Here is a 24148-nt window from a genome sequence, read left to right as displayed (position 1 = left end):
ATCGATGTTGCGTTACACCCGCCCGGCCGTCCTGCTCCACTGGCTGATCGCCCTGCTGATCATCGGCGCCTTCACGATGGGCCTGGTCATGACGGACATCCCCGGCATCACCCCGACCAAACTCAAATATTATTCCTGGCACAAGTGGGCCGGCGTGACGATCCTGGCGCTGGCCACGCTGCGCCTGCTGTGGCGCCTGACCCACCGCGCGCCACCGTACCCGACGTCGATGCCGCAGTGGCAGCAGTCGAGCGCGCACCACCTGCATACGCTGCTGTACGCGCTGATGTTTGCCGTGCCGCTGTCGGGCTACTTCTACACCTTGTCGGCCGGCGTGCCGGTGGTGTACTTCGGCCTGTTCCAGCTGCCGCTGCTGATCGAGCCGAACGCCGAACTCAAACCTGTGCTCAAGCAACTGCACTACTGGCTCAACATAGGCCTGGCCGGCGCCGTCTGCCTGCACATCGCCGCCGCGTTGAAGCACCTCTTCATCGACCGCGACGGCCTGTTCAAACGCATGCTTCCCTAATCCCACCACCTGGAGAACCCATGAAAAAATCACGCCTGCTGCTGCCGGCAGTGCTTGCCTGCGTCGCACTGGCCGCCAGCGCCGTCCCGCTCAAGACCGATGTCGCGCGCAGCAGCGTGGCCGCCGTGTTCAAGCAGATGAATGTGCCGGTCGAAGCAAAATTTAAGAAATTCAACGCCCAAATCGATTACGATCCAGTCAAGCCGGACGCGTCCAGGGCAACCGTCGATATCGATACGGCCAGCCTGGACGTCGGCGAAGCGGAAATGAACAAGGAAGTGGCGAAGAAGGAATGGTTCGATTCGGCCAAGTATCCGAAAGCGAGCTTCGTGTCGTCGTCGATCAAGCCTGCCGGCGCCGACAAGCTGGCCGTCGCCGGCAAGCTGCTGATCAAGGGCAAGAGCATGGACGTGACATTTCCACTGACGGTCAAGGCCGAAGGCGGCAAACAGGTATTCGAAGGCGCCTTGCCAATTCGCCGGCTCGCTTTCAATATCGGCGAAGGTGAATGGAAAGACACCAGCATGGTCGCCGATGAAGTCGTCATCAAATTCCGCGTCACCGCGGCGCAGTAACTTACCTCTCTACTAAAGGATTACCATGAATTTCAAGCATCTGATCGTTACCGTTCTTGCAGCGACCGCCACGTCCGCTTTCGCGGCCGACACCTACGCCATCGACCCGGGCCACACCTACCCGAGCTTTGAGGCGGACCACTTCGGCGGCCTGTCGACGTTCCGCGGCAAATTCAACAAGACCACCGGCACCGTCGTGCTGGACCGCGCCGCCAAGACCGGCTCGCTCGACATCACGATCGATGCTACCACCCTCGACTTCGGCCATGAAAAGCTGAACGCCCACGCCAAAGGCGCCGACATGTTCGACGTCGCTAAGTTCCCAACTGCGACCTACAAAGCCAAGTCGATCACCTTCAACGGCGACGTGCCGGTTGCAGTGCAAGGCGAACTGACGTTGCATGGCGTCACCAAGCCGGTCGCGCTGACGATCAACAAATTCAAGTGCATCCAGCACCCGATGCTCAAGCGTGAAGTGTGCGGCGCCGATGCGTCGGGCGAATTCAACCGCGGCGACTTCGGCGTCAACTACGGCCTGCAGATGGGTTTCTCGCCAGCCGTCAAGCTGGCCATCCAGGTCGAAGCAGTCAAGCAGTAAATAAACGCAGAGCATACGTAAAAAAGCCCCGCTTCCTTCCGGAAGCGGGGCTTTTTATTCATCGGCGCAAATTACTTGCCGTCGCGGTCGAAGTCGCCTGGAATGGCGCGCTCAATCTTGTCCCACGCTGCGCGCGAAGCCGACTTGGCTTGCTGCCAGCTCAGGCGCGACGAACCCTTCACCGAATTCCACTGGTTCGACAGGTCGTTTTCGGCGCTGTCGAAGCTTTGGCCGACATACTTGCCGCGGTTGTTGTAGCCGAGCGCATACGCAGGAGCATAGTCGTCATAGCTGTACTCTGGCGAGTAATAAGGCGTCGTCGAGTGCGAGCTCTTCCAGTAAGCGGCCTCGGCTTCTGGATTGACCAGGCTGCCTGCTGCGTGGCCGGCGGTGCCGCCAGCGAGGGCGCCGATTGCCGCGCCAGCTGCCATGCCGACCGGGCCGCCGACCGCGCCGATGGCCGCACCAGCCATCGCGCCGCCGCCAGCGCCAACGCCGGTTGCCAGGTTGTGTTCGCCGAGCTCATCGTTGCCCTTCGGGTTGGCAACTTCTGCCGCGCCGCGGCCAGCCATGCCGCCGGCGATACCGCCGATTGCCGCGCCCGCTGCCATGCCGATTGGACCGGCGACAGCACCCGCGGCCGCACCCATTGCAGCGCCGCTACCTGCGCCAACGCCCTTGGCCAAATGGTGCTCGGAGAGGTCGTCGCCAGACTTCGGATTGACGACTTCGGCCGCGCCCTTGCCTGCCAGGCCGCCGGCGATGCCGCCGATTGCCGCGCCGGCAACAGTGCCGATCGGACCGGCAACCGAGCCGATTGCCGCGCCGGTCAATGCACCGCCGGTCGCGCCCAGGCCGGTGCCGATGATGTGCTCGCCGGCGCTGTCGGTCCAGCTGCGCTCGATGTGCGCTGCGTCTTCGGCCGAGCGTGGGGTCACGCCCATCAGGATGCCGCCGTTCTTGATGCCTTCTTCATAGTGCACGACGCGCTCTTCGGGAATACCGGCGCCGATCAGCGCGCCAACCACGCCGCCTGCCAGGCCGCCGGCGCCAGCGCCAGCGAGCGCGGCGGCGATAGGACCGGCGACCACCAGGCCGATGCCTGGCAGTACCAAGGTGGTGCCAACTGCGGCGATCCCGGCCAGCACGGCGCCGATGGTGCCGCCGATGCCGGCGCCAACGCCGGCGCCTTCGGCGGCCTTGCTGCCGAGCTCAGTGTCGGTGTCGGCGAAATGGGTTTTGCGGGTATCGTCCGACATCATCAGGGTGACGTCGTCGCGGGTGTAGCCGCGGTCGGACAGGGAACCGTAAGCGCGCTCGGCGCTGTCGCGGTCACGGAACAGGCCAGTGACCATGCGGGAATCGTTCTTCGTGGTGTCGTAGTTGCTCATTGTAATTTCCTTTCGAGTTATCAGTCTGCGGGGCCCGCACACTTCCTTTAAATCGTTGCCAGTGACGCAACAATAGAGACTCTACAGTCGAGCTTCTGTACGGTGCCGCACCGTCCTGCCGACATTCCAGATGGCATTAATTCCGTCTGGAAAAACTGTGTTTTCGGCATTGTTGGTCCGCCGACTTTGTAGCCGGACCAAATCGCTTCTGATGTCTTTTTGCAATCGTTCGTCTTAGGTTCGTTGCCGCACCGACCAAGGGATTTGCACTGACTAGACTTTTTCATAAGGCCAGCGATATTCATTGGTCTAGAGGAATGTCTTTCAACTTAAGGAGAATCAACATGTTATTCATCATCTGGATCGTCGTAGGCGGTATCTTGGGTTGGCTGGCTAGCCTGGTCATGAAAACGGACGCAGAGCAAGGCATGATCCTCAACGTTGTCGTCGGTATCGTCGGCTCGTTCCTCGGTGGCTGGTTGCTGTCGCCGCTGTTTGGCGCCGGAACCATCAACTCCGATGACTTCAGCGTCACTTCGCTGCTGGTCTCGTTCCTCGGTGCAGTTATCCTGCTGGCAATTGTTAACCTGTTCCGCCGAGGCCGGACACGTTAACATCGGTTGTACCCCAATTAACCAACGCTTAGGCGTTGGTTTTTTTTACCCTATGGATTAACTGATGAGAAAAAAGCCCGTGGTCGTAGCCCTTGTCAGCAGCGTTGTCACGCTGATCGTTGGATTTGTGCTGTTAAATTTCATGCCCGGCGAAAAGAAGATCGAACAGCAGCTGATCCGCAAGTATGACGTTGCCGATCCCCAGTTCCGCCGCTCGATGGGCGTGCTGCTGGGGCCGCCTATCGTGGAAGGCAACAAGGTCGAGGTACTGCTCAACGGCGACCAGATCTTCCCGGCCATGCTGAAGGCGATCCGGAACGCCGAGCGCACCATCACGTTCGAAACCTATATCTACTGGTCGGAAACGATTGGCAAAGAATTTTCCGACGCGCTGATCGAGCGCGCCCGCGCCGGCGTCAAGGTGCACGTCATGCTCGACTTCATCGGCAGCATGAAGATGGACCTGGCGTCGCTGGAGGCGATGAAGGCGGCCGGCATCGAACTGCAGCGTTACCACAAGCCGGTCTGGTGGAAGCTGACGCGGCTGAACAACCGCACTCACCGCAAGCTGCTGGTCATCGATGGCAAGGTCGGCTTTACGGGCGGCGTCGGCATTGCCGACCAGTGGCGCGGCGACGCGCAGAGCAAGGAGCAGTGGCGCGATACCCATTTCCGCGTCGAAGGCCCGGTCGTCGGCCAGATCCAGGCCGTGTTTACCGATAACTGGACCAAGTCGACCGGGGTCGTGCTCGACGGCGACGCCTATTTCCCGGCACTCACGCCGGTGGGCGAGCATGCCGCCCAGATGTTCGCCAGCTCGCCCACCGGCGGCAGCGAAAGCATGCACCTGATGTACCTGATGGCCATTACGGCGGCGAAACGAACGATACACCTGTCGAGCGCCTACTTCGTGCCCGACGAGCTCACCATCAAGGCACTGGCCGATGCCGCCAGACGCGGCGTGAAAGTGCAGATCATCACGCCGGGCACCGACATCGATTCGGAAGTGGTGCGCTCGGCCTCGCGCGAACTGTGGGGCGAGCTGCTGCGCGCCGGCGTTCAGCTTGCCGAATACCAGCCGACCATGTTCCACGTCAAGGCGCTGGTGGTCGACGAAATGATGGTGTCGGTCGGCTCGACCAACTTCGACAACCGCTCGTTCAGCCTGAACGACGAAGCGAACCTGAACATCATCGATCCGGCATTTGCCAAGCAGCAGGTGGCGGTATTTAACGACGACTGGAGCAAGACCAAACAGATCACGCTGGCTGCGTGGGAAGCGCGGCCGTGGCACACCCGCATGATGGGCAAACTGGCGTCGCTGATAGGGGCCCAGCTGTAGTGTCGTGGTAAAAAGTCAACCGGGTGTATTGACGCCGTAAATTCCGGTTGACTATTGGGGAGGCGGTACGGATACTCTAGGGCGCTCCGCGGAGCCGTCCTGTTCCGATTGACCCATTCCTGAGACCGATACGAATGAAAAAGACCCTCCTCACGCTCGCCATCCTGAGCACCTCCGCCGCGTACGCCGACGAAGGTATGTGGATGCCGCAGCAGCTGCCACAAGTAGCGAAGCAACTGAAGGCCGCCGGCCTCAAGCTGGATCCGGCAACCCTCACCAAACTGACCGAATTCCCGATGGGCGCGATCGTCAGCCTGGGTGGATGCTCGGCGTCGTTCGTATCGCCGCAAGGCCTGGTCGCGACCAACCACCACTGCGTCTATAACAGCGTGGCGGTCAATTCGACCCCTGAGCGCGACCTGCTGGCCAATGGTTTCCTGGCCAACAACTTCGCTGAAGAACTGCCGGCTTCGCCTGGCACGCGCGTGTTCGTCACCAAGGACGTCAGCAACGTCAGCACCAAGGTCGTCACCGCCGACGTCGCCAAGCTGAACGGCAAGGCGCGCGTCGATGCGATGGAAAAAAATGAGAAGAGCATCGTTGCCGAGTGTGAAAAAGATCCTGGGCACCGCTGCACCGTGGCCAGCTACTACGGCGGCCTCGAGTTCTACCTGATCAAGCAGCTCGAGATTCGCGACGTGCGCCTGGTGCACGCGCCACCGGCCGGCGTCGGCAAGTTCGGCGGCGACACCGACAACTGGATGTGGCCGCGCCACACCGGCGACTACGGCTTCTACCGCGCGTATGTCAGCAAGGATGGCAAGGCTGCCGACTTCTCCAAGGACAACGTGCCGTACGCACCGAAGCATTTCCTGAAGATCGCCAAGGAAGGCGTCAAGGAAGGCGACTTCATCATGGCGCTGGGCTACCCTGGCCGCACCAACCGGCACCGCCTGCCGTCGGAAGTGGCGTCGACGTTCGACTGGAACTACCCTGCGTTCATCAAGTCGTCCGGCGAAACGCTGGCGATCATCGACCGCGAGACCAAGAACGATCCGGGCGTCAAGCTCAAGTACGCCGGCCAGGTCGCCGGCGTCAACAACTACTACAAGAACCGCAAGGGCATGTTGACCAGCTACGAAGGCAGCGATTTCCTGGCACGCAAAACCAAAGAACACGCCGACATGAAGGCGTGGGTCAATAGCAACCCGGCGCGCCAGAAAGAGTACGCCGTCGACATCGAACTGGTCGAAAAGCTCATCGCCGAGCGCGACGGCCTGGCCAAGCGCGACTACTACCTGATGTCGTCGTCGCCGCGCCTGCTGAACACCGCGCGCTCGCTGTACCGCCTGGCCAACGAAAGCGCCAAGCCGAACATCGAGCGCAAAGGTGGCTATCAGGAACGTGACCTGCCGCGCTTCGCTTCCGGCGTTGCCGCCATCGACCGCACCTACGACGCCAAAGTCGACAAGGCGCTGGTGATGAACAGCCTGACCAAGTACGCCGCCCAGCCGGCAGCGATGCGCAATGCCAACTTCGACGCCGCGATGGGCATCAAGGACGGCATGTCGCAAGCTGACCTCTCGGCCATGCTAGACCGCATGTACTCGAGCACGACCTTGAACGACGCCGCCCAGCGCAGCGCCTGGCTGAAGAAGACCCCAGCCGACTTCAAGGCCAGCAACGACCCGTTCATCAAGGCAGCGGTGGCCATGTACGACGGCAGCCTGAAGCGCGAAGCGGAAGACGAAGAGCTCGGCGGCAAGCTGCAGCAAGCCTACGCCAACTACATGAAAGCAAAGATTGCTTACATGAACAGCAAAGGCCAGGCCGTCTACCCTGACGCCAACGGTACCTTGCGCGTCACCTTCGGTAAAGTTGCCGGCCGCGCGCATGGCGCCGACGGCACGGGCGCCTGGACCGCATTTACGACCGTCAAGGGCGTGGCGGCGAAGGCAACCGGCGAAGGCGAGTTCAACGCACCGGCCAACCAGCTGGCGGCGATCAAGGCGAAGGACTTCGGCAAGTTTGTCGATCCAAAGCTGAAGTCGGTCCCGGTCAATTACCTGGCCACGCTCGACATCACTGGCGGCAATTCCGGTTCGGCGGCACTCAACAGCAAGGGCGAGTTCATCGGCCTGGCGTTTGACGGCACGCTCGACTCGATCATTTCCGACTGGGACTTCAACAAAGCCAACACCCGCGACATCCAGGTCGACGTGCGCTACATGCTGTGGAACATGAAGCATGTCGACAAGGCCGACAACCTGCTGAAAGAAATGAACGCAGAGTAATCGACGCCGCAGAACGACAAAAGCCACGTGACCGCAAAGTCCCGTGGCTTTTTTGTTGGCTTAGCAAGAGGGGTCTGACCCGGTTCTTCTTTTGGGGTCAGACCCCGCTTCAGTTGGCGGCAGCGACACCGGGGCCAGACCCCCAACTGAAAAACCGCGGTCTGCCCCCTCGTTATGCGCTTACTTTATTCAAGCGCGAATTGCGAATGCCGTAGATGAAATACGTCAACACCGCCACCGTCATCCACACCGCGAACACGCGGTAGGTGGTCATCGACAGCCCGTACATCAGGTACAGGCAGGCGGCAATGCTCATGCCCGGCACCAGGTAAGGCCCGAACGGCACGCGGAAGCCCTTCGTCAGCGACACGCCTTCCTTGGCGCGCAGCACCGGTACGGCGATCGACACCACGATGAACGCCGTCAGCGTGCCCATGCTGACCATGTCCCACAGGAAGGTCGAATCGACCAGCCCGGCGACGATACCGACCGCGATGCAGACGATGACGGTGTTGCCAACCGGCGCCAAGGTGCGCGGGTGCACCTTCTGGAACGTCTTCGGAATCAGGCCGTCGCGGCTGATCGCATACAGGATGCGGGTCTGGCCGTAGATCGTCACCAGGGTCACGCTGAACACGGAGATCACCGCGCCGGCCGACAGCACCAGCGCCGGCCACGACTTGCCGGTCACGTTCTGCAGTATCACCGACAGGCCTGCCTGCTGGCCCTCAAACATGTGCGCCGGCTGCGCGCCGACCGCGGCCACTGCCACCAGCATGTAGAACACCGTCACGATCACCAGCGCCGACAGGATCGCCACCGGCACGTTGCGGGTCGGATCGCGCACTTCCTCGCCGGCGGTGGCCACCGTATCGAGGCCGATGAACGAAAAGAACACCGTCGCCGCCGCCGCCGTCACGCCGACCATGCCGCCCGCCCCGTGGCTGGTGGCGCCGTTGAAGAACGGATGAAAATTGTTGATGTCGAAACCGGAGAAGGCGATGACGACAAAAAACACCAGGATCGCCAGCTTGATCAGCACCATCACCGCATTCGTGGTGGCCGATTCGCGCGTGCCGCGGATCAGCAAGGCGCCGCACAGCAGCACCAGCAGGATCGGCGGCAAGTTGACGTGGCCGGCGTTGATCTGCACGCCGTTCGGCGTCGACACCACCATCGGCGTGCGCAACATTTCCGGGATCTGCCAGCCGAATGCATTGGTGAGGAAATTGTTCAGGTAGTCCGACCAGCCGATCGCCGTGGCGCTGGCCGCCAGCCCGTATTCGAGCAGCAGGCAAAAGGCCATGATGAAGGCGGCAAATTCGCCCACCGTGGCGTAGGCGAACGAGTACGACGAGCCGGCCGCCGGGATGCGGAACGATAATTCGGCGTAGCACAGCGCGGTCAGGCCGGCGGTGATCGCCGCCAGCATGAACGACAAGATCACCGACGGCCCGGCCTTCGGCACCGCCTCGACCATCGTGAAGAAGATGCCGGTGCCGATGGTGGCGCCGACGCCGATCATGGTCAGCGGGAACAGGCCGATGCTGCGGCCGAGCCGGCCTGCCGCGGGGGCATGGCCTTGCTCGGCGACGCGCTCGGTGGGTTTGGTACGAATCAGCTTTTGGCCGAGTGTCAGGTTCACGGAGTTGTCCTTGAGTCGCATTCGATAAAAGCGGCCAACGATGGCCAACCGCCAAAAACCTAGCGATTATATGACCATATGCTTTTACTTATGCACATCTTTTTCAGACGATTCCCACACTCACCGGTCGCTGCCGGGCGTCAGTTCAGCAACAGCACGCGCTTGCCGCTGACGTCGCGCTGGGCCGGGTTGCCATAGACCGTGATCGTGCCCGAGCCGTTGCTCTGGGCGACCAGGGTGCGCTTGACGCGCGCCGAGATGTCGCCCGAGCCGTTGCTGACCAGGTCGGCCTGGTCGCTGGTCAGCGCGGCCAGGTTGACGCCGCCCGAGCCGGTCACCCGCGCCGTCAGCGAGGCGACCGCGCCGCCGGCCTGCAGCGACCCGGAACCATGGACGTTGACGCTGAGGGCGCCGCCCTGCACCTGGCCAAGGCTCATCCGGCCCGAGCCGCTCATGCTGACATTGGCGTCGCCGGTCTGCAGTGCGCTGGCGTTGACATGGCCGCTGCCGCTATGCTGGAAGTCGAGCCGGCTGACGCGGCCCGACAGATTGGCCACGCCCGAGCCGCTCTTGATGAAGGCCAGCGGGCCGCCATTCAATTCGCTGATGGTCACGCGCCCCGAGCCGTTCGACGTCACCTGCGACAGCGCCGGCATCGTCGCCGTCACGCGCAGGCTGTTGTTGCTGCGGACGTTCCCTTCGATCCAGATGCGCAAGGTGCCGCCAATGACCTCGGTGCGGATCATCGGCAGCAGGTTGCTGTCCGCTTCCACCGTCAGCGATGGCGCCGAGCCGACGCGCAGGTTCACTTCGAGCGGGCCGCGCACGTCGATCGCGGAGGCCGCGCCGATGGCGCGCATGTCCTGCGCCTGCACGCCGTTGCCGGCGATGGCATCGCTGCTGAAGATCGATTTGACCTGGACGTCGTCGTTGCCGGTGACGATGATGGCGCAGCCCGACAGGGCGAGGAGGCAGCCGACGGTAAGCAGTGAACGCATGATGGACCTTTGTTTGTCGTGGAGAGGAATGGCGTCATTGCGCCACTGCCTGCACATTATCAAAAGCCCATCGTCGCCGACGGCGCGCTGCGACGAACTGCCAAAAACGGGGTACAGGCCGTCGCTGGGCCTAGCGCTGGCCCAGGCGCGTGGCGCCGAACAGGTCCTTGTACTCGCGCGGCTGCGAGCGCCAGTACTGCGGCGGCGCCTGCACCTGCGCGCCCAGCTCGGCGGCCGCATGCCACGGCCAGCGCGGATCGAACAGCATCGCGCGCGCCAGCGCCACCATGTCGGCCTGGCCTTGTTCGAGGATTCCTTGCGCCTGCTCCGCCTCGGTGATCATGCCCACGCCGATGATCGGCATGCCGGTCTCGCGCTTGATCCGTTCGGCGAACTCGATCTGGTAGCCGGGACCGACCGGGATCTTCTGCAGCGGCGAGACGCCGCCGCTGGAGACGTGCATGAAGTGGCAGCCGGCCAGTTCCAGCGCCTGCGCGTAACGCACGCTCTGTTCGACGTCCCAGCCACCAATGACCCAGTCGGTCGCCGAGATGCGCACGCCGACCGTCATCTCGGCCGGCACCGCGGCGCGCACGGCCTTGAATACTTCGAGCGGAAAGCGCATGCGGTTCTCCAGCGAGCCGCCGTATTCGTCGCTGCGCTGGTTCGACAGCGGCGACAGGAACTGGTGCAGCAGGTAGCCGTGCGCCGAATGCAGCTCGATCGCATCGAAGCCGAGCGCGTGGCTGCGGCGCGCGCTATCGACGAAGCCGTCGATCACATGCTGCATGCCGGCCGCGTCTAGCGCCAGCGGCGCCGCTTCGCCGTCGGCATGCGGCAGCGCCGACGCCGACACCGTCTGCCAGCCACCATCGCCCGGCGCGATGTTGGCGCCGCCTTCCCACGGCACCGCGCTCGACGCCTTGCGGCCGGCGTGGCCCAGCTGGATCGCCAGCTTGATCGGCGAATGCCGGCGGATCGCCTTGAGCACCGGCGCCAGCGCAGCGGCATGGTCGTCCGACCACAGTCCCAGGTCGCGCGCCGAGATGCGGCCCTCCGGCGTCACCGCCGTCGCTTCAAGAAACAGGATAGCCGCGCCCGACAGCGCCAGGTGGCCGAGGTGGATCATGTGCCAGTCGGTGGCCAGGCCTTCGTCGGCCGAGTATTGGCACATCGGCGCGATGGCGATGCGGTTTTCAAGCTGCAGGGGGCCGAGCGAAATGGGGGAGAAAAGCAGGCTCACGGGAACTCCGGTTCTGGGTCGAACCAGTAGTCTACCGCGCAGGCGCCGATTACGCTGAACGCACCACCATCAGGCCGGCGCGAAGGCCAACCCGCACGTCGGGATTGGGAAACACCACCAGCTCTTGCGCGTGCTGCACCCGGTACGTGGTGTCGCCGTCAGTGGCGATCACCGCACCCGCCGCCAGCGCGGTGAAGTTGCGCGTGTCGCGTCCGAACGCCATCTTGAAGTCGTCGCTCAGCTTGATGATTTCCTGCGCCACCTTGAACACGTGCGGCGCCGCTGTTGCCGCCGGCAGGTCGCCGCCGCGCAGCAGGCCGGCCAGCGCGCGGTCGACATCGGCGAACTGGCTCAGGTCATTCTGGCCCAGCGTGCCGACCCGCCCCAGCTCGACCGTGCTGGCGGCGGCGCCGTGGTGTTCGGCCGAGTAGTAGCTGTAGGTGCCGGCCGATTGCGGATTCAGGATGATTGCGCCGATCGCCGCCTGGCCGAGCCATTCGATCAGCGCGGCCTTCGGCCCGTCGGCGATCAGGTCGGGCACCACGGCGAAGGTTGGGTATTCCGACGGACGGATCGCGGTATGCAGGTCTAGGTGCCAGCGCACGGGACCCGCGCCGGCAAAAAAATCGGCGGTGGCCTGGACCATGGCGTCGGCGCGCGCAGCTTCGGCGGTGCCGGCCAGGCTGCCGCGCTGGGGACGGAACATGCGGTTCAGGTCAGCGTCGATGAAGCGCTTGCCTGCGGCGATGGCGTCGATATTGCCGACACAGACCATCAGGTCGACCGCCAGCGCCGCGGGCTGGCGCGACAGCGCGTCGAGCACGTAGGCCAGCACTTCGATCGGCCCGGTCTCGTCGCCGTGCACGCCGACCGACACCAGCACGCTGGTGCGCGCGCCGCCCGCCGGCGCCTTGAGCGTGACGATGCCGGCGGCCGGCATCGTCACCGCAAAACCGGCTTCGTCGAAGCGCCGCGCCAACTCGCTGAAATCGGCAGCCGCCAGTTGGCGTACTGCCGGCGGCACGGTCTCCATCACGCCGCGGCGGGGCTGGTCGCTTCCGACAGCGCCCAGACGTCGAGCATTGCCTGCTCGAGGTCAGCCGGCTCGGCATAGCCGGCCAGGCCCATCGCGTGCGTGACGGCGCCGACCGCCTCGAGAGGCTCGCTGCCGCCGTTCGACCTGGTCAGCACCTGCATCAGCAGGCGTTGCTGGGTGCGGCGCAGTGCCTTCATTGCGTAGTTGCGCAGCTGCTCCTGCGATTTGCTGTGCGGCGCCAGCTTCAGGCCGCGCTCGAGCGTGTCGATGCCGGCCCGGCCGCGCAACGCCATCCCCACTTGCAGGAACTGCGACAGCGACATGCCGGCCGGACGCGGCACCGACATCGCCGCAAACACGAAGCTGGCCACCGAGTCGATCGCATCGACCGACTTCCACGCCTGGGCGAAGCGAACCGGCAGCTCCGGCAGCGAGTCGGCGTCCGCGTGGCTTGGCGCCATCTGCTGCAGCATGGCCGGATCGGCGAACAGGCGCGACAACTCGTCCATGCCGCCGGCCTGGCCGGTGGCCACCGACAGCACGCCTTCGAGCACCGCCTTGAACAGCACGCGGGTGCGCTGGTCGACCTTGATCGATACCGCGCGCGGCACGTTCATGGCGTCGGCGTCGAGCGCGCCGAAGATCGGCGCCAGGTTCAATGCCGACCAGGCCTGGCCCCAGGCCTTGACGACTGCAGTCTCGTCGACGCCGTTTTCGATCGCCAGCTCGCGGATCATCAATGGACCGCAGCGGTTGACCGCTTCATTGGCCAGCACGGTGGCCAGGATCGCATTGGCCAGCGGGTGCGCCAGCGCCTTGCGGGTGGCCACCAGCTGGGCCGGGAAGTACGGCTTGAGCACCGACTCGGCCCACGCCTCACCCGTCAGCGGCAACGCCGCCAGCAGGCGCTTGAAGCGGTTCTTGACGTTGGCAATCACCACCGCAAGTTCGGGCGCGGTCAGGCCGATGCCGTTGGCCTTGCGGCGGGCAAGTTCGGTGTCGGTCGGCAGCTGCTCGAGCTCGCGCGACAGCGCGCCTTCGGCCTCCAGGCTGGTGATCAAGGCGGCATACACGTCGACCACCGCCGGGTCAAGCTGCGCCTGCACCTCGCGCACCAGCAGGTGGGTCTGCAGCGTGTTGTCGCGCAGGACCAGGCGCTCGATATCGCCGGTCATCTCGCCGAGAATGCGGTTGCGGTCCACTTCCGTCAGTTCGCCGGCATTGACTTCGGTGTCGAGCCAGATCTTGACGTTGACCTCGTGGTCGGAGCAATCCACGCCGGCCGAGTTATCGATCGCATCGGTGAAGATGCGACCGCCCGCCAGCGCAAACTCGATGCGCCCGTTCTGGGTCGCGCCCAGGTTGCCGCCTTCGGATACCACCTTGCAGCGCAGCTGATTGCCGTCGACGCGGATGTTGTCGTTGGCGCGGTCCTTGACCTGGGCACCGGTTTCGGTCGACGCCTTGATGTAGGTGCCGATGCCGCCGTTGTAGAACAGGTCGACGGGCGCCAGCAGGATGCGGTGCATCAGTTCTTCCGGCGCCAGCGCGGTCTCGGCGATGTCGAGCGCGGCGCGCACCTGCGGCGACAGCTCGATCGAGCGGGCGCTGCGCGGGAACACGCCGCCGCCTGGTGAGATGAGCGCCTTGTCGTAGTCTTCCCACGAAGAGCGCGGCAACGCGAACATGCGCTCACGCTCGGCGAACGACACCGCGACGTCCGGCGTCGGGTCGAGGAAAATGTGGCGATGGTCGAACGCGGCCAGCACCTTCAGCTGGCGCGACAGCAGTACGCCGTTGCCGAACACGTCGCCCGACATGTCGCCCACGCCGACCATCGTGATCGGGGTGGTGTTCATGTCGTGGTCCATTTCGTAGAAGTGGCGCTTGACCGCTTCGAACGCGCCCTTGGCGGTGATGCCCATCTTCTTGTGGTCGTAGCCGTTCGAGCCGCCCGACGCGAAGGCGTCGCCCAGCCAGAAGCCGCGCTGCACGGCGATGCCGTTGGCGATGTCGGAAAACGTCGCGGTGCCCTTGTCGGCAGCGACCACCAGGTACGGATCGTCCTGGTCGTAGCGCACCGTGTCGTTCGGCGGCACGATGGCGCCGCGCACGCGGTTGTCGGTCACTTCCAGCAGGCTGGAGATGAACAGGCGGTAGACTGCTTCGCCTTCGGCGGCGATGGTCTCGCGCACGGCGTCCTGCGGCATCTGCTTGCAGACGAAGCCGCCCTTCGAGCCGGCCGGCACGATGACGGCGTTCTTCACCATCTGCGCCTTGACCAGGCCAAGCACTTCGGTGCGGTAGTCTTCCATCCGGTCAGACCAGCGCAGGCCGCCACGGGCGACCGGGCCACCGCGCAGGTGCACGCCTTCGAAGCGCCGCGAGAACACGAAGATCTCGCGGTACGGTCGCGGCTCAGGCACCAGCGCCAGGTTGATGGTGTCGAACTTGAAGATGATCTTGTCGCCCACCTGCGCGTTCTGGAAGTAGTTGGTGCGCACGGTGGCGAGCATCAGGTCGACCAGCGCGGCGAGGATTTCCTCGGTATCGGCATGGTTGACCGACGCCAGCTGCTTCTTGACGCCGGCGATCTGTTCGGCGCCGACCTGGTGCTGGGCGTCGCCGAGCGACGGATCGAAGCGCAGCAGGAAGCCGTCGACCAGCTCCTTGACCAGCATCGGCTGGCGCCGCAAGGTGTCGGCGATGTAGCGCACCGAGAACTTGGCGCCGGTCTGGCGCCAGTAGCTGATGTAGGCGCGCACCAGCTGCACTTCGCGCATGCGCAGGCCGCCTTCGATGGCCAGCCCGTTCAGGCGGCCGTCTTCGGCTTCATCGTTGAACAGCGACGCGAACAGCTCTTCGGCGACGGCCACCACGTTCGGCCTGGCCAGTTTCACCGCGCTGGCGGCATCGACCGACAGGCTGGTAACGTAATGGCGGCTGCCGTCGGCCAGGTTGACGGCAAAGGTCTGCTCGCGGTCGATCGCGACGCCGGCGTTGTGCAGCGCCGGCAAAATGCGCGACAGCGACGGCACGCTGGCCGCCGAATACAGGCGGATCGACGCGCCGCCGCCTTCGTCGGCGTTGTTCGCTTCCACGCGCACCGAGACGTGGCCCGGCTGGCCGTTCGACAGAAGCGCGCCGAGGTCGCGGAAGGCGACTGCCGGCGCGGTAGCGGATACGTAGTTGACCGGCAGCGTGGCACACAGCTTGCGCAGGCTGCCGCGGGCGGCGACGTCGGTGACGCTGTCGGTCAGCGCGGCGAACGTGTCGTGCCAGCCGTCCAGCACCGACAGCAGTGGACGCTGGATGTCCGACTCGAGGTCGAGCGGATTGCGGGCGGCGTGGGCGATCAGGTAGACGCGCGCCAGCGGGCCATCGGCGACCAGCGTTTGCGAGCGCACTTCGCGCGCGCCGGAGCTTTCTTTCAGTGCGTTGGCCAGGCTGGCGGCGACGCTGGCACTGTAGCGCTCGCGCGGCAGGTAAACCAGCACGTTCAAGTGGCGCGCATAGACGTCGCGGCGGGCGAACACGCGCGCGCGCGGCTGCTTGTACAGCGACACGACCGAGCTGCATACCTGCGCCAGCCATTCCGGATCGGCTTCCAGCGCTTCGGTGCGCGGCAGCGACTCGAGGATCTCGAGGAATTTCTCGGCGCGGAAGCCTTCCTGGCGCACGCCGGCCAAGTTCAGCACCTTGGCCACGCGGCCGCGCGCATACGGCAGGCGCGCCAACGGCGTGGCGGTGGCGGCGCGGGTGAACAGGCCGACGAAGCAGTGCTCGCCGAGGATGTTGCCCTGGGTGTCGGTGTTGCGCACGCCGATGAAGTCGAGCGGCTGGTCGCGGTGCAGCGTGCCTTCGACGTCGGCCTTGACGATCGACAGCGTGTCGGCGCGGCGCGACAGCGTATCGAAGTCGCCCGGGATGTTGGCCAGGCAGGTGCCGTACACCGGATGCGACGTATCCTGCAGCACGCCGATGCGGCTCGGGATGTCGCGTTCAAGTTCGCGCTCGCCCGGCTTGACAACGTAGTAGGCGTAGCCGAACGGCTCGAACCCTTCGTTCTTGGCCCATTCGAGGAAAGCGGCCACTTCGAGGCCGGTGCCGCCGTGCGCGGCCGCCTGCGCGGCGACCGCGGTCAGGCGGTCGGCCATCGCCACCGAATCGCGGCGCACCACGGCGGCGTCGCGCGCCACCATCTGCAGGCGCTCGACCAGCGCGGCCAGCTCGTCGGCGGCCAGGTCTTCCGACAGCAGGCACAAAACGTACGACTCGAGCGCGGCGCCATCGCCAACGGCGACGGCGACGCCGGCGCCATCGCGCCGCACCGGCAGCACCGCGTTCATCACACCGGCCACGGCGACGCGCTGTTTGCGCATCGCCATCACGATCGAGTCGACCAGGTAAGGCATGTCGTCGTTGAGGATCAACAGCGCCGTGGCCATACCGCCGCGGCCGTCCGAGTAGCGCAGCTGGACGATCTCGCAGCCGGGCGCTTCGCGGCGGGCCGCCGCGGTGAAACCTGCCCACAAGACCGGCGCCAGGCTATCGGGCGACGTGCCGGCGAGGTCCTCTTCGTCGAGCGATCCGAGCCAGGCGCTAATCAGCGCGGATACCTGGCTGGCCGGTCCGGCACCCTGGTTGGCGTTCACCAGTTCGAGAGTCTGCGTACGCAAGTCTTGTGGCATCTGTTTCATTTACTTCTCCAATCGAGAGTGTTGTCGCTTCGCTGGCGCGCCGGCTTGTGGCCACGCGCTGGGCGATCTACAGGCAGACCGGGGTGGCCGGTCCAAAAATAAAAGTCAAAGAATCGACGCTGCCGATATTAGAACAGCTAACGCCGGCGTAATCAAACGGCGCGTGCCACCGTCACGACAAATCGTACAGTCCGGGCAAACCCAGAATGCGCTGCAGCTCTTCCAGCGCCTGCGCGCATTCGATCGCCAGCTGCGGGTCGGCCAGGTCCTTCGGCTCGAGGCGGTCGCGGTAGTGCGCTTCGACCCAGGTTACCAGCCGTGCATACAGCGCCTCGGTCATTACCACGCCCTGGTGCATCGCTTGAGCCTCGGCGTCGGTCAGCGCCACGCGCAAGCGCAGGCAGGCAGGTCCGCCGCCGTTGCGCATGCTCTGGCGCAGGTCGAAGTCGATCAGTTCATCGATCGGTCCGTCGCCGGCCACGAGCTGTTCAAGATAACGCGACACCGCCTGGTTTTCCTGACATTCGTGCGGCACCACCAGCGCCATCGCGCCATCGGACTTGGTCAGCAACTGGCTGTTGAACAGGTAGCTCGTCACCGCATCGGCCACCGGCACCGCGCGCGTATCGACCCGCAGCGCATCGAGTTCGGCGCCGACGCTGTCCATCGCCGCGCGCAGCTTGTTCAGCACCGCCGCTTCGTCGGCGAACGCCTGCTCGTGATAGAACAGCGCATTGCCATTGCCGACAGCGATGACGTCGTTGTGGAAAACACCCTGGTCGATGACGTCGGAATTTTGCGAGGCGAACACGGTGCGCGCCGCATCGAGGCCATGCAGGCGCGCGATTGCCTGCGACGCCTCCAGCGTCTGGCGCGCCGGATAGCGCTTCGGCGCCGGCGCCGACGGGTCGAATTCGACGCGCCCGTAGACGAACAGCTGCACGCCCTTGTCGCCATGGCTGGCGGCCAGGCGGGTGTGGTTGGCAGCGCCCTCGTCGCCGAACGCCGGCGTCGAGGGCAGCGCGTCGTGCACGGCGAAATGGCGCTCGTCGCCAAACAGCGCGCGCAAGGTGCGGGTCGACTGGATGTGTTCTTCGGCGCGGTGCAGCTTGTTGTTCAGGTTCGCGCTGGTGAAGTGGGTGCGGCCGTCGAAACTGTCGGCCGAAGGACTGACGGTGGCGGCGTTGGCGGTCCACATCGGCGAGGCCGAATAGGCGCAGGCGAGGATCACCGGCGCCTCGCGCCAGGCACGCGCCAGCACGTCGGCGTCGGTGCCGGTCAAGCCGATGCGGCGCAGCATTCGAAAGTTGGGACGCGCGTGCGGCGGCAGCAACGCCTGGGCGAAGCCGCGCGCGGCCAGGGCGCGCATCTTCGCCAGTCCCTGCAAGGCCGCCTGCTTCGGATTGGAAGCGCTCTTGACGTTGCTGAACGAGGCGACGTTGCCGAACGAAAGGCCGGCATAATTGTGCGAGGGGCCGACCAGGCCGTCAAAGTTGTATTCGCGTGCAGTTTGCATCGGGGTTTTCCGTGTCAGAAGGTCAGGCCCGGCGACAGCTTGGCGGGCATCGCCAGGTCGCTCGTTTCGATCGACGCCACCGGGTAGGCGCAATAGTCGGCCGCGTAGTAGGCGCTCGGGCGATGGTTGCCGGACTTGCCGATGCCGCCGAACGGCGCCGAACTGGCCGCCCCGGTGGTCGGGCGATTCCAGTTGACGATGCCGGCGCGCGCCTGCTCGCTAAAGCGCTTCCACAGTGCCGCGTCGTTCGACAGCAGCGCGGCGGCGAGGCCGAACTCGGTGGCGTTGGCGACGCCGACTGCGGCATCGAAGTCGGCCACGCGGATCACCTGCAGCAGCGGCCCGAACCACTCCTCGTCGGGGATGCCCTTGGCGTCGGTGACGTCGACGATGCCGGCGGTGACGAAGCCGGCGTTCGCATCCGGCTGGCGCATCTGCAGCAGCGTGACGCCGCCCTTGGCGACCATGGCTGCCTGCGCCTGCACCAGCATCGCGGCGACCGCGTTCGACACGACCGGGCCCATGAAAGGCTGCGGTTCGGCGTTCGACGGGCCGACCGTCAGCGTGGCCGCCACTTCGACCAGACGCTTGATGAAGGCGGCGCCGGCCGGCGTGTCCTGCACGATCAGGCGGCGCGCGCAAGTGCAGCGCTGGCCGGCCGAGATAAACGCCGACATCACCGCGTGGTGGACCGCCGCGTCGACGTCGAGCACATCCCATACCACGAGCGGATTGTTACCGCCCATTTCCAGCGCCAGCATTTTGCCCGGCTGGCCGCCAAACTGCTTGTGCAGTGCGACGCCGGTCTGGCAGCTGCCGGTAAACAGCACGCCGTCGAGCAGCGGCTGCTGGCCGAGCGCGATGCCGGTATTGCGTCCGCCGTTGACCAGGTTGATGACGCCGGCCGGCACGCCGGCCTGCTGCCACAGTTCGACCGTCTTGACGGCGGTGCGTGGCGCGTATTCGCTCGGCTTGAACACCACCGTGTTGCCGGCGATGAGCGCCGGGACGATGTGCCCGTTCGGCAGGTGGCCAGGGAAGTTATATGGGCCGAACACGCCGAACACGCCGTGTGGACGGTGGCGCAGCACGGCGGTGCCGTCGGCCACGCTGGCCGAGCTGGCGCCGGTGCGCGCGGCGTAGGCCTGCACCGAGATGTCAACCTTGTTGGCCATCGTGGCCACTTCGGTGCGCGCTTCCCACAACGGCTTGCCGACTTCCTCGGCGATGATCTGCGCCAGCTGCTCGGCGTCCTGCTTGAGCAGGTCGCGAAAGCGCGTGCAGATGGCGATGCGTTCATCGAACGGCGTTGCTGCCCACTGCGCGAAGCTGGCGCTGGCCGCTTGCGCGGCGTGGCGCACGTCGTCCGCGGTCGACTCGTTGCTCGACCAGGTCTGGCGGCCAGTGGACGGATCGATCGTCACCAGCTCAATGCCGCCGCCAGGCAGCCACTCGCCGCCGATGAAATTGGAGAAATTAGACATTGGTGTTCTTCCTTACATTGAGTGGCAGGGTGCGCAGTGGGTCGCCGCGGCTGCAATGGAGCAGCTCGAGCTGGGCCGCGCTGAGAGGCAGCCTGCCGCCGGCGGGCGCCGCCTGGGCGACGATCATGCGAAAGTCCTGCAGCACGGTGTTGGAGATCAGGGTTTGCTCGGCGTCCGGCGCCGACGCGCCTTCGCTGGCGGCTACCACGGCGCTGTCGCGCACCGCGCGCAGTTCGGACACGCGGCCCTGCAGCACCGGGCCGGCGTCGAAGATATCGATGTAGCCCTCGAAGTGCATGCCTTCCTGCTCGAGCAGCTTGCGCGCCGGCGCGGTGCTGCGGTGGACCATGCCGATGACCGACTGGGCGTCGTCCGGCAAGTAGGCCACGTACAGCGGCTGGCGCGGCATCAGTTCGGCGATGAACGACTTCTTGCCGAGCGCGGTGAGGTCGTCGACATGGTCGAAGTCCATCTTGAAGAAATGGCGGCCGAGTCCCTCGTAGAACGGCGAGCTGCCGTCTTCGGCCTGGAAGCCGCGCATCTCGGCGATCAGCTTTTCGGTAAACAGGTGCGGGAACTGGGCGATGAACAGGAAGCGGCTTTTCGACAGCCACTTGCCGTTATGGCCGATGCGGTAGTCCGGATGCAAAAATAGCGAGCACAGTTCGGTCGAGCCGGTCAGGTCGTTCGACAAGTACAGCGTATCCATGCGGGTGAATATATCGAGTTCGCGGCTCGAGTGCACCAGCGTGCCGATGCGGTAATTATAGAACGGCTCGGTGAGGCCGACCGCGCCCTTGATGGCGCACACGCCGGCCATGCGGCCGCTCGAGGTGTCCTCCATGACGAACATGTAGTCGCGTTTTTCGGGGGCGATGGTCTGGGCGAACGAGGCCACCGCCACCGCGATGCGGTCGCCCAGCATGGTGCGGTCGGGCTTGAGGGTGGTCATGCCGGTGCCGACCTGGCTGGCCATCTCTAACAGTGCATCGAGGTCCGACGTGGTAATGGCGCGTACGACTAGCATATGGTTCTCTCTCAGATTCTGACGCAGATGACCCTGTCGCCGGGCGCCACCATCAGCGCATCGATGGCAGAGCGCGGCAGGTGCACGCAGTCGCTGGCGTCGACCGAAGGGCACACCGCGGTGATGGCGCGGAAGTTCTGCTCGCTGCTGGCGGCGATGGCGTAGGTAACGGCCGCATCGCGCCCGCCGCCGCGTTCATCGAGCATCACGCTGCGCACCACCGCGCCGGAAAACGAGCGCAGCGAATTCTTGTGCGCTTGCAGGATCGGGCCGCCGTCGAAGATGTCGATGTAGTCGTCCGCCTCGAAGCCTTCTTCGGTGAGCAGGTTGAAGGCCAGTTCGCCGTCCGGGTGGATCTGTCCCATCGCGGCCTGGGCGTCGCCCGGCAGCAGCGGCACATACACCGGATAGTGCGGCATCAATTCGACGATCAGGGTGCGGTTTCGGGCGCCGCCGATGACTTTTTCGGCATCGAGAAAATCCATCTTGAAGAATTTTCGGCCGAGCGCATCCCAGAACGGCGACGAGCCCGTGGCGTCGGTGACGCCGGCCAGCGGCACGAAGAAGCGGTCGCCGAAGCGGTGCGGCGCGAGCACCGCGAACAGCAGGCGCGCGCGCGACAGCAGCGCCGCCTCGACGCCGGCCGCTTCGCGGCCCTGCACGTAAAAGCCCGACAGCTGCGAGTACGCGGTCAGTTCGGAGCACAAGGTAAGCGCGTGCACGCTGTGGCTGATATTGAGGTCGCGCGAGACCTGCTGGATGACGTCGTTACGAAACGAGAAGTAGGTGCCGTTCGAACCGGCCGACGCGTAGATCGCGGCGGTTCCGACGATCTCGCCAAAGGTCGGGTTCTCGAGCACGAACAGGTAGGATTCTTCGCTGGGGATGTCCACGTGCGCGGCGAACGAGGCGATCGAGCGCTCCACCGAAGCGGCGATTTTCTCGCGCGTCTTAGGCAGCGTATGGACACCCGGCATCGTCACCGCGGCCAGCTTTTCGAGGGCCGCGATGTCGGACAGCTCCGCCGGTCGAACAACATGCATGGTGACTTCCTTAGGTGGGGACGATGCGTGCCGCGCGGCCGGGATCAGGCTGCGGCCAGAATGGCGTCGGCGGCGGCGCGCATGATGCGGTCGGCGTCGGCGATCTGCTGGTCCGACACGATCAGCGCCGGCGCCAGGCGGATCACGTCCGGGCCGGCGATCAGCAGCATCAGGCCGAGCGATTCGGCGGCCTTGGTGTAGTCCTTGGCGCGGCCCTTGAAAGTCTCGGCCACCGGCAGGCCAATGAGCAGGCCCGAGCCGCGCACCTGGCCGAACAGCTGCGGATAGTCGGCCGCCAGCTTGGTCAGGTTGGCGAACAGCTTGGCGCTGGCTTCCTTCACGCGCGCCAGGAAGGCCGGCGTGTTGATGGTATCGATCACGTTCAGTGCGACCGTCGCGGCAAGCGGATTGCCGCCGTAGGTGGTGCCGTGGGTACCGACGCCGAAATGTTCGGCAATTGCATTGGTGGTCAGCATGGCGCCGATCGGGTAGCCGTTGCCGAGTGCCTTGGCCGAGGTCAGGATATCGGGCGTGACGCCGCATTCCATGTAGGCGTACAGCGCGCCGGTGCGGCCGACGCCGGATTGCACCTCGTCGAATACCAGCAGCGCGCCGGTTTCGTCGCAGCGTTCGCGCAGCGCCTTCAGGAATGCCAGGTCGCCGGGGATGACGCCGCCCTCGCCCTGGATCGGCTCGACGATCACGGCGGCGACGTCGTCGGTGATGGCGGCGCGCGCGGCGTCCACGTCGTTGTACGGGATATGGTTGATCTCTTGCGGCAGCGGCTCGAAGCCTTCGGTGTATTTCGGCTGGCCGCCGACCGACACGGTAAACAAGGTGCGGCCGTGGAACGACGACAGGCACGACACGATGCGCGACTTGTGCGGGCCGAACTTGGTGTGGGCGTACTTGCGCGCCAGCTTCAGCGCCGCTTCGTTCGCTTCGGCGCCGGAATTGCAGAAAAAAGCGCGGTCGGCAAAGGTGGCCGACGTCAGCGCCAGCGCCAGGCGCAGGACCGGCTCGTTGGTGTAGCCGTTACCGAGGTGCCACAGGGTATTGATCTGCTTGGTGAGGGCATCGACCAGCACCGGGTGGGCGTGGCCGAGGCTGGTGACGGCAATGCCGGCGGTGAAATCGAGGTAATGCTTGCCGGCCTGGTCCCACAAGTCGAGCCCGCTGGCGCGCACCGGCACCATTGCCGCTGGCGCATAGGTCGGCACCAGTACTTCGTCGAAAGTCTGGCGTGTGACAGGCCGCGTGGTGACAGCCGAATCAAGCTTTGCGTTCATGGCATTCCTCATCCAATGTTAGGGGGTTTGCCCGAGCTGGTACAGCTGGGCGGTTGCCCCATTATAGGAAACCATGCAACAAAGTTCTTTTCAAACTGCGACAACCATTTTCATTTTTGGTCTCCAGGCAGTTACCCCAAAACGGGGTCAGACCTAGGTCTGACCCCGTTTTGGGGAAAATTAACTGTTTGGCGCTGCCAACGGGCGCACGTCGTTGGCGAGAGCTTGTTGGCCAAGAATTTTGTTAGTTTGGTCCCTAAATTCAGGCGTTCCCAATACACGCGTGTGGCGCGTCGCACGGCGAACATGCACCAACATTTCCTCGGTAAGCGCGTCGTTAAACAATTCGCGATATGCGAGCTCGCGCGATCGCTGATCGTATCCAAGACGAAAATACAAATCATGAGGTTTCACTAAGGCGTTTTCCACGCCGAATGCATTTGAATGGAAACTAGACCATTCGTAGCGCGCAGGTGCGTCTACCAGGTGAGCACGAACAGGATTCAACTCGATGTAGCGGTGGCACACCATCAGGTATCGCTCACTCTGCACCAGACAAGATCGATACCTCCCCTCCCACAACGTACCGGTCCTGGTATAGCGACGGTTAATGTATTGAACATACCGTTCACCGAGCGACTTCATCATGAGCGAAGGCCCCTTTTCAGTAAGCGTCCGGCCCACCCACCTATGAATGCGGTTTACGACTGGGTAGACTGTGCAAACGGTAGCAAGGAGTCGATCTTGCTGTTCGGGCAGGTGGGCAGCTTTTCGAGTGTATCGCTGAGCCAGCGTAATGGCTCGAGTCCGTTGAGCTTGGCGGT

At 64.7% G+C, this 24148-nt stretch carries 19 protein-coding genes; 6 read left to right on the top strand and 13 right to left on the bottom strand.

Annotated elements, in window-relative coordinates; translation table 11 throughout:
* Nucleotides 1-4: 4 nt before the first annotated feature.
* From ACP7DD_RS22320 to ACP7DD_RS22310, 3 genes are read left to right on the top strand one after another with little or no spacing between them, the layout of a single operon-like run.
* A complete protein-coding gene (locus tag ACP7DD_RS22320; protein ID WP_426177033.1) occupies nucleotides 5-529 on the top strand; it encodes a cytochrome b in 525 nt (174 codons plus the stop codon).
* A 20-nt stretch (nucleotides 530-549) separates the two neighbouring features.
* Entirely contained in the window at nucleotides 550-1104 is a 555-nt protein-coding gene (locus ACP7DD_RS22315) for a YceI family protein (protein ID WP_426177032.1), read from the top strand.
* A gap of 25 nt (nucleotides 1105-1129) precedes the next feature.
* Nucleotides 1130-1702, top strand: coding sequence for a YceI family protein (locus ACP7DD_RS22310; protein ID WP_426177031.1), 573 nt, complete (start codon nucleotides 1130-1132; stop codon nucleotides 1700-1702).
* Between the two features lie 71 nt (nucleotides 1703-1773).
* Here the strand turns inward: ACP7DD_RS22310 and ACP7DD_RS22305 are convergent, their stop codons facing one another.
* The gene (locus ACP7DD_RS22305; RefSeq protein WP_426177030.1) at nucleotides 1774-3093 is read right to left on the bottom strand and encodes a hypothetical protein; all 1320 of its coding nucleotides are present in this window, start codon (nucleotides 3091-3093) and stop codon (nucleotides 1774-1776) included.
* A gap of 344 nt (nucleotides 3094-3437) precedes the next feature.
* Here ACP7DD_RS22305 and ACP7DD_RS22300 point away from each other — a divergent pair, with 344 nt between their 5' ends.
* The 3 genes from ACP7DD_RS22300 (at nucleotide 3438) to ACP7DD_RS22290 (ending at nucleotide 7343) form a co-directional block, all read left to right on the top strand.
* Nucleotides 3438-3707 carry a GlsB/YeaQ/YmgE family stress response membrane protein gene (locus ACP7DD_RS22300; protein ID WP_426177029.1) on the top strand — a complete coding sequence of 90 codons (270 nt, stop codon included), beginning with the start codon at nucleotides 3438-3440 and terminating at the stop codon, nucleotides 3705-3707.
* 79 nt (nucleotides 3708-3786) lie between these two features.
* Nucleotides 3787-5049 carry a cardiolipin synthase gene (cls, locus tag ACP7DD_RS22295; RefSeq protein WP_426177028.1) on the top strand — a complete coding sequence of 421 codons (1263 nt, stop codon included), beginning with the start codon at nucleotides 3787-3789 and terminating at the stop codon, nucleotides 5047-5049.
* Nucleotides 5050-5183: 134 nt separating this feature from the next.
* On the top strand, nucleotides 5184-7343 hold the full coding sequence (locus ACP7DD_RS22290; RefSeq protein WP_426177027.1) for a S46 family peptidase: 2160 nt from the start codon (nucleotides 5184-5186) through the stop codon (nucleotides 7341-7343).
* 172 nt (nucleotides 7344-7515) lie between these two features.
* Here ACP7DD_RS22290 and ACP7DD_RS22285 read toward each other — a convergent pair whose 3' ends face one another.
* The 12 genes from ACP7DD_RS22285 to ACP7DD_RS22230 form a co-directional block, all read right to left on the bottom strand.
* Nucleotides 7516-8988, bottom strand: a complete 1473-nt coding sequence (locus ACP7DD_RS22285; RefSeq protein ID WP_426177026.1) for an amino acid permease — start codon at nucleotides 8986-8988, stop codon at nucleotides 7516-7518.
* 140 nt (nucleotides 8989-9128) lie between these two features.
* Complete coding sequence (locus ACP7DD_RS22280) at nucleotides 9129-9986, bottom strand: head GIN domain-containing protein (RefSeq protein WP_426177025.1); 858 nt, start codon at nucleotides 9984-9986, stop codon at nucleotides 9129-9131.
* Between the two features lie 130 nt (nucleotides 9987-10116).
* On the bottom strand, nucleotides 10117-11229 hold the full coding sequence (locus tag ACP7DD_RS22275; RefSeq protein WP_426177024.1) for an NADH:flavin oxidoreductase/NADH oxidase: 1113 nt from the start codon (nucleotides 11227-11229) through the stop codon (nucleotides 10117-10119).
* A gap of 49 nt (nucleotides 11230-11278) precedes the next feature.
* The gene (locus ACP7DD_RS22270; RefSeq protein ID WP_426177023.1) at nucleotides 11279-12262 is read right to left on the bottom strand and encodes a succinylglutamate desuccinylase; all 984 of its coding nucleotides are present in this window, start codon (nucleotides 12260-12262) and stop codon (nucleotides 11279-11281) included.
* A complete protein-coding gene (locus tag ACP7DD_RS22265) occupies nucleotides 12262-16965 on the bottom strand; it encodes an NAD-glutamate dehydrogenase domain-containing protein (RefSeq protein WP_426177022.1) in 4704 nt (1567 codons plus the stop codon). Before ACP7DD_RS22265 ends, ACP7DD_RS22270 begins: the two co-directional genes overlap by 1 nt.
* Nucleotides 16966-17137: 172 nt before the next feature.
* Nucleotides 17138-18481 carry an N-succinylarginine dihydrolase gene (astB, locus tag ACP7DD_RS22260; protein WP_426177021.1) on the bottom strand — a complete coding sequence of 448 codons (1344 nt, stop codon included), beginning with the start codon at nucleotides 18479-18481 and terminating at the stop codon, nucleotides 17138-17140.
* Between the two features lie 14 nt (nucleotides 18482-18495).
* The gene (gene astD, locus ACP7DD_RS22255) at nucleotides 18496-19965 is read right to left on the bottom strand and encodes a succinylglutamate-semialdehyde dehydrogenase (RefSeq protein WP_426177020.1); all 1470 of its coding nucleotides are present in this window, start codon (nucleotides 19963-19965) and stop codon (nucleotides 18496-18498) included.
* Nucleotides 19958-20992 (bottom strand): arginine N-succinyltransferase, encoded by a 1035-nt coding sequence (gene astA / locus ACP7DD_RS22250; RefSeq protein WP_426177019.1) that lies wholly within the window; start codon nucleotides 20990-20992, stop codon nucleotides 19958-19960. Before astA ends, astD begins: the two co-directional genes overlap by 8 nt.
* Before the next feature lie 11 nt (nucleotides 20993-21003).
* Nucleotides 21004-22035, bottom strand: coding sequence for an arginine N-succinyltransferase (locus ACP7DD_RS22245; RefSeq protein ID WP_426177018.1), 1032 nt, complete (start codon nucleotides 22033-22035; stop codon nucleotides 21004-21006).
* A gap of 44 nt (nucleotides 22036-22079) precedes the next feature.
* A complete protein-coding gene (gene astC / locus ACP7DD_RS22240) occupies nucleotides 22080-23324 on the bottom strand; it encodes an acetylornithine/succinylornithine family transaminase (protein ID WP_426177017.1) in 1245 nt (414 codons plus the stop codon).
* A 180-nt stretch (nucleotides 23325-23504) separates the two neighbouring features.
* Entirely contained in the window at nucleotides 23505-23972 is a 468-nt protein-coding gene (locus ACP7DD_RS22235; RefSeq protein ID WP_426177016.1) for a transposase, read from the bottom strand.
* 53 nt (nucleotides 23973-24025) lie between these two features.
* Nucleotides 24026-24148, bottom strand: a 123-nt coding sequence (locus tag ACP7DD_RS22230) for a transposase domain-containing protein (RefSeq protein WP_426175710.1), incomplete at its 5' end; no start/stop codon positions are given.

The organism is Massilia sp. TWR1-2-2 (assembly GCF_049897565.1).
GTDB lineage: Bacteria > Pseudomonadota > Gammaproteobacteria > Burkholderiales > Burkholderiaceae_D > JAFCUW01.
Note: the sequence above shows the minus strand (reverse complement) of the source record. Positions and strands in the feature narration are given on the sequence as shown.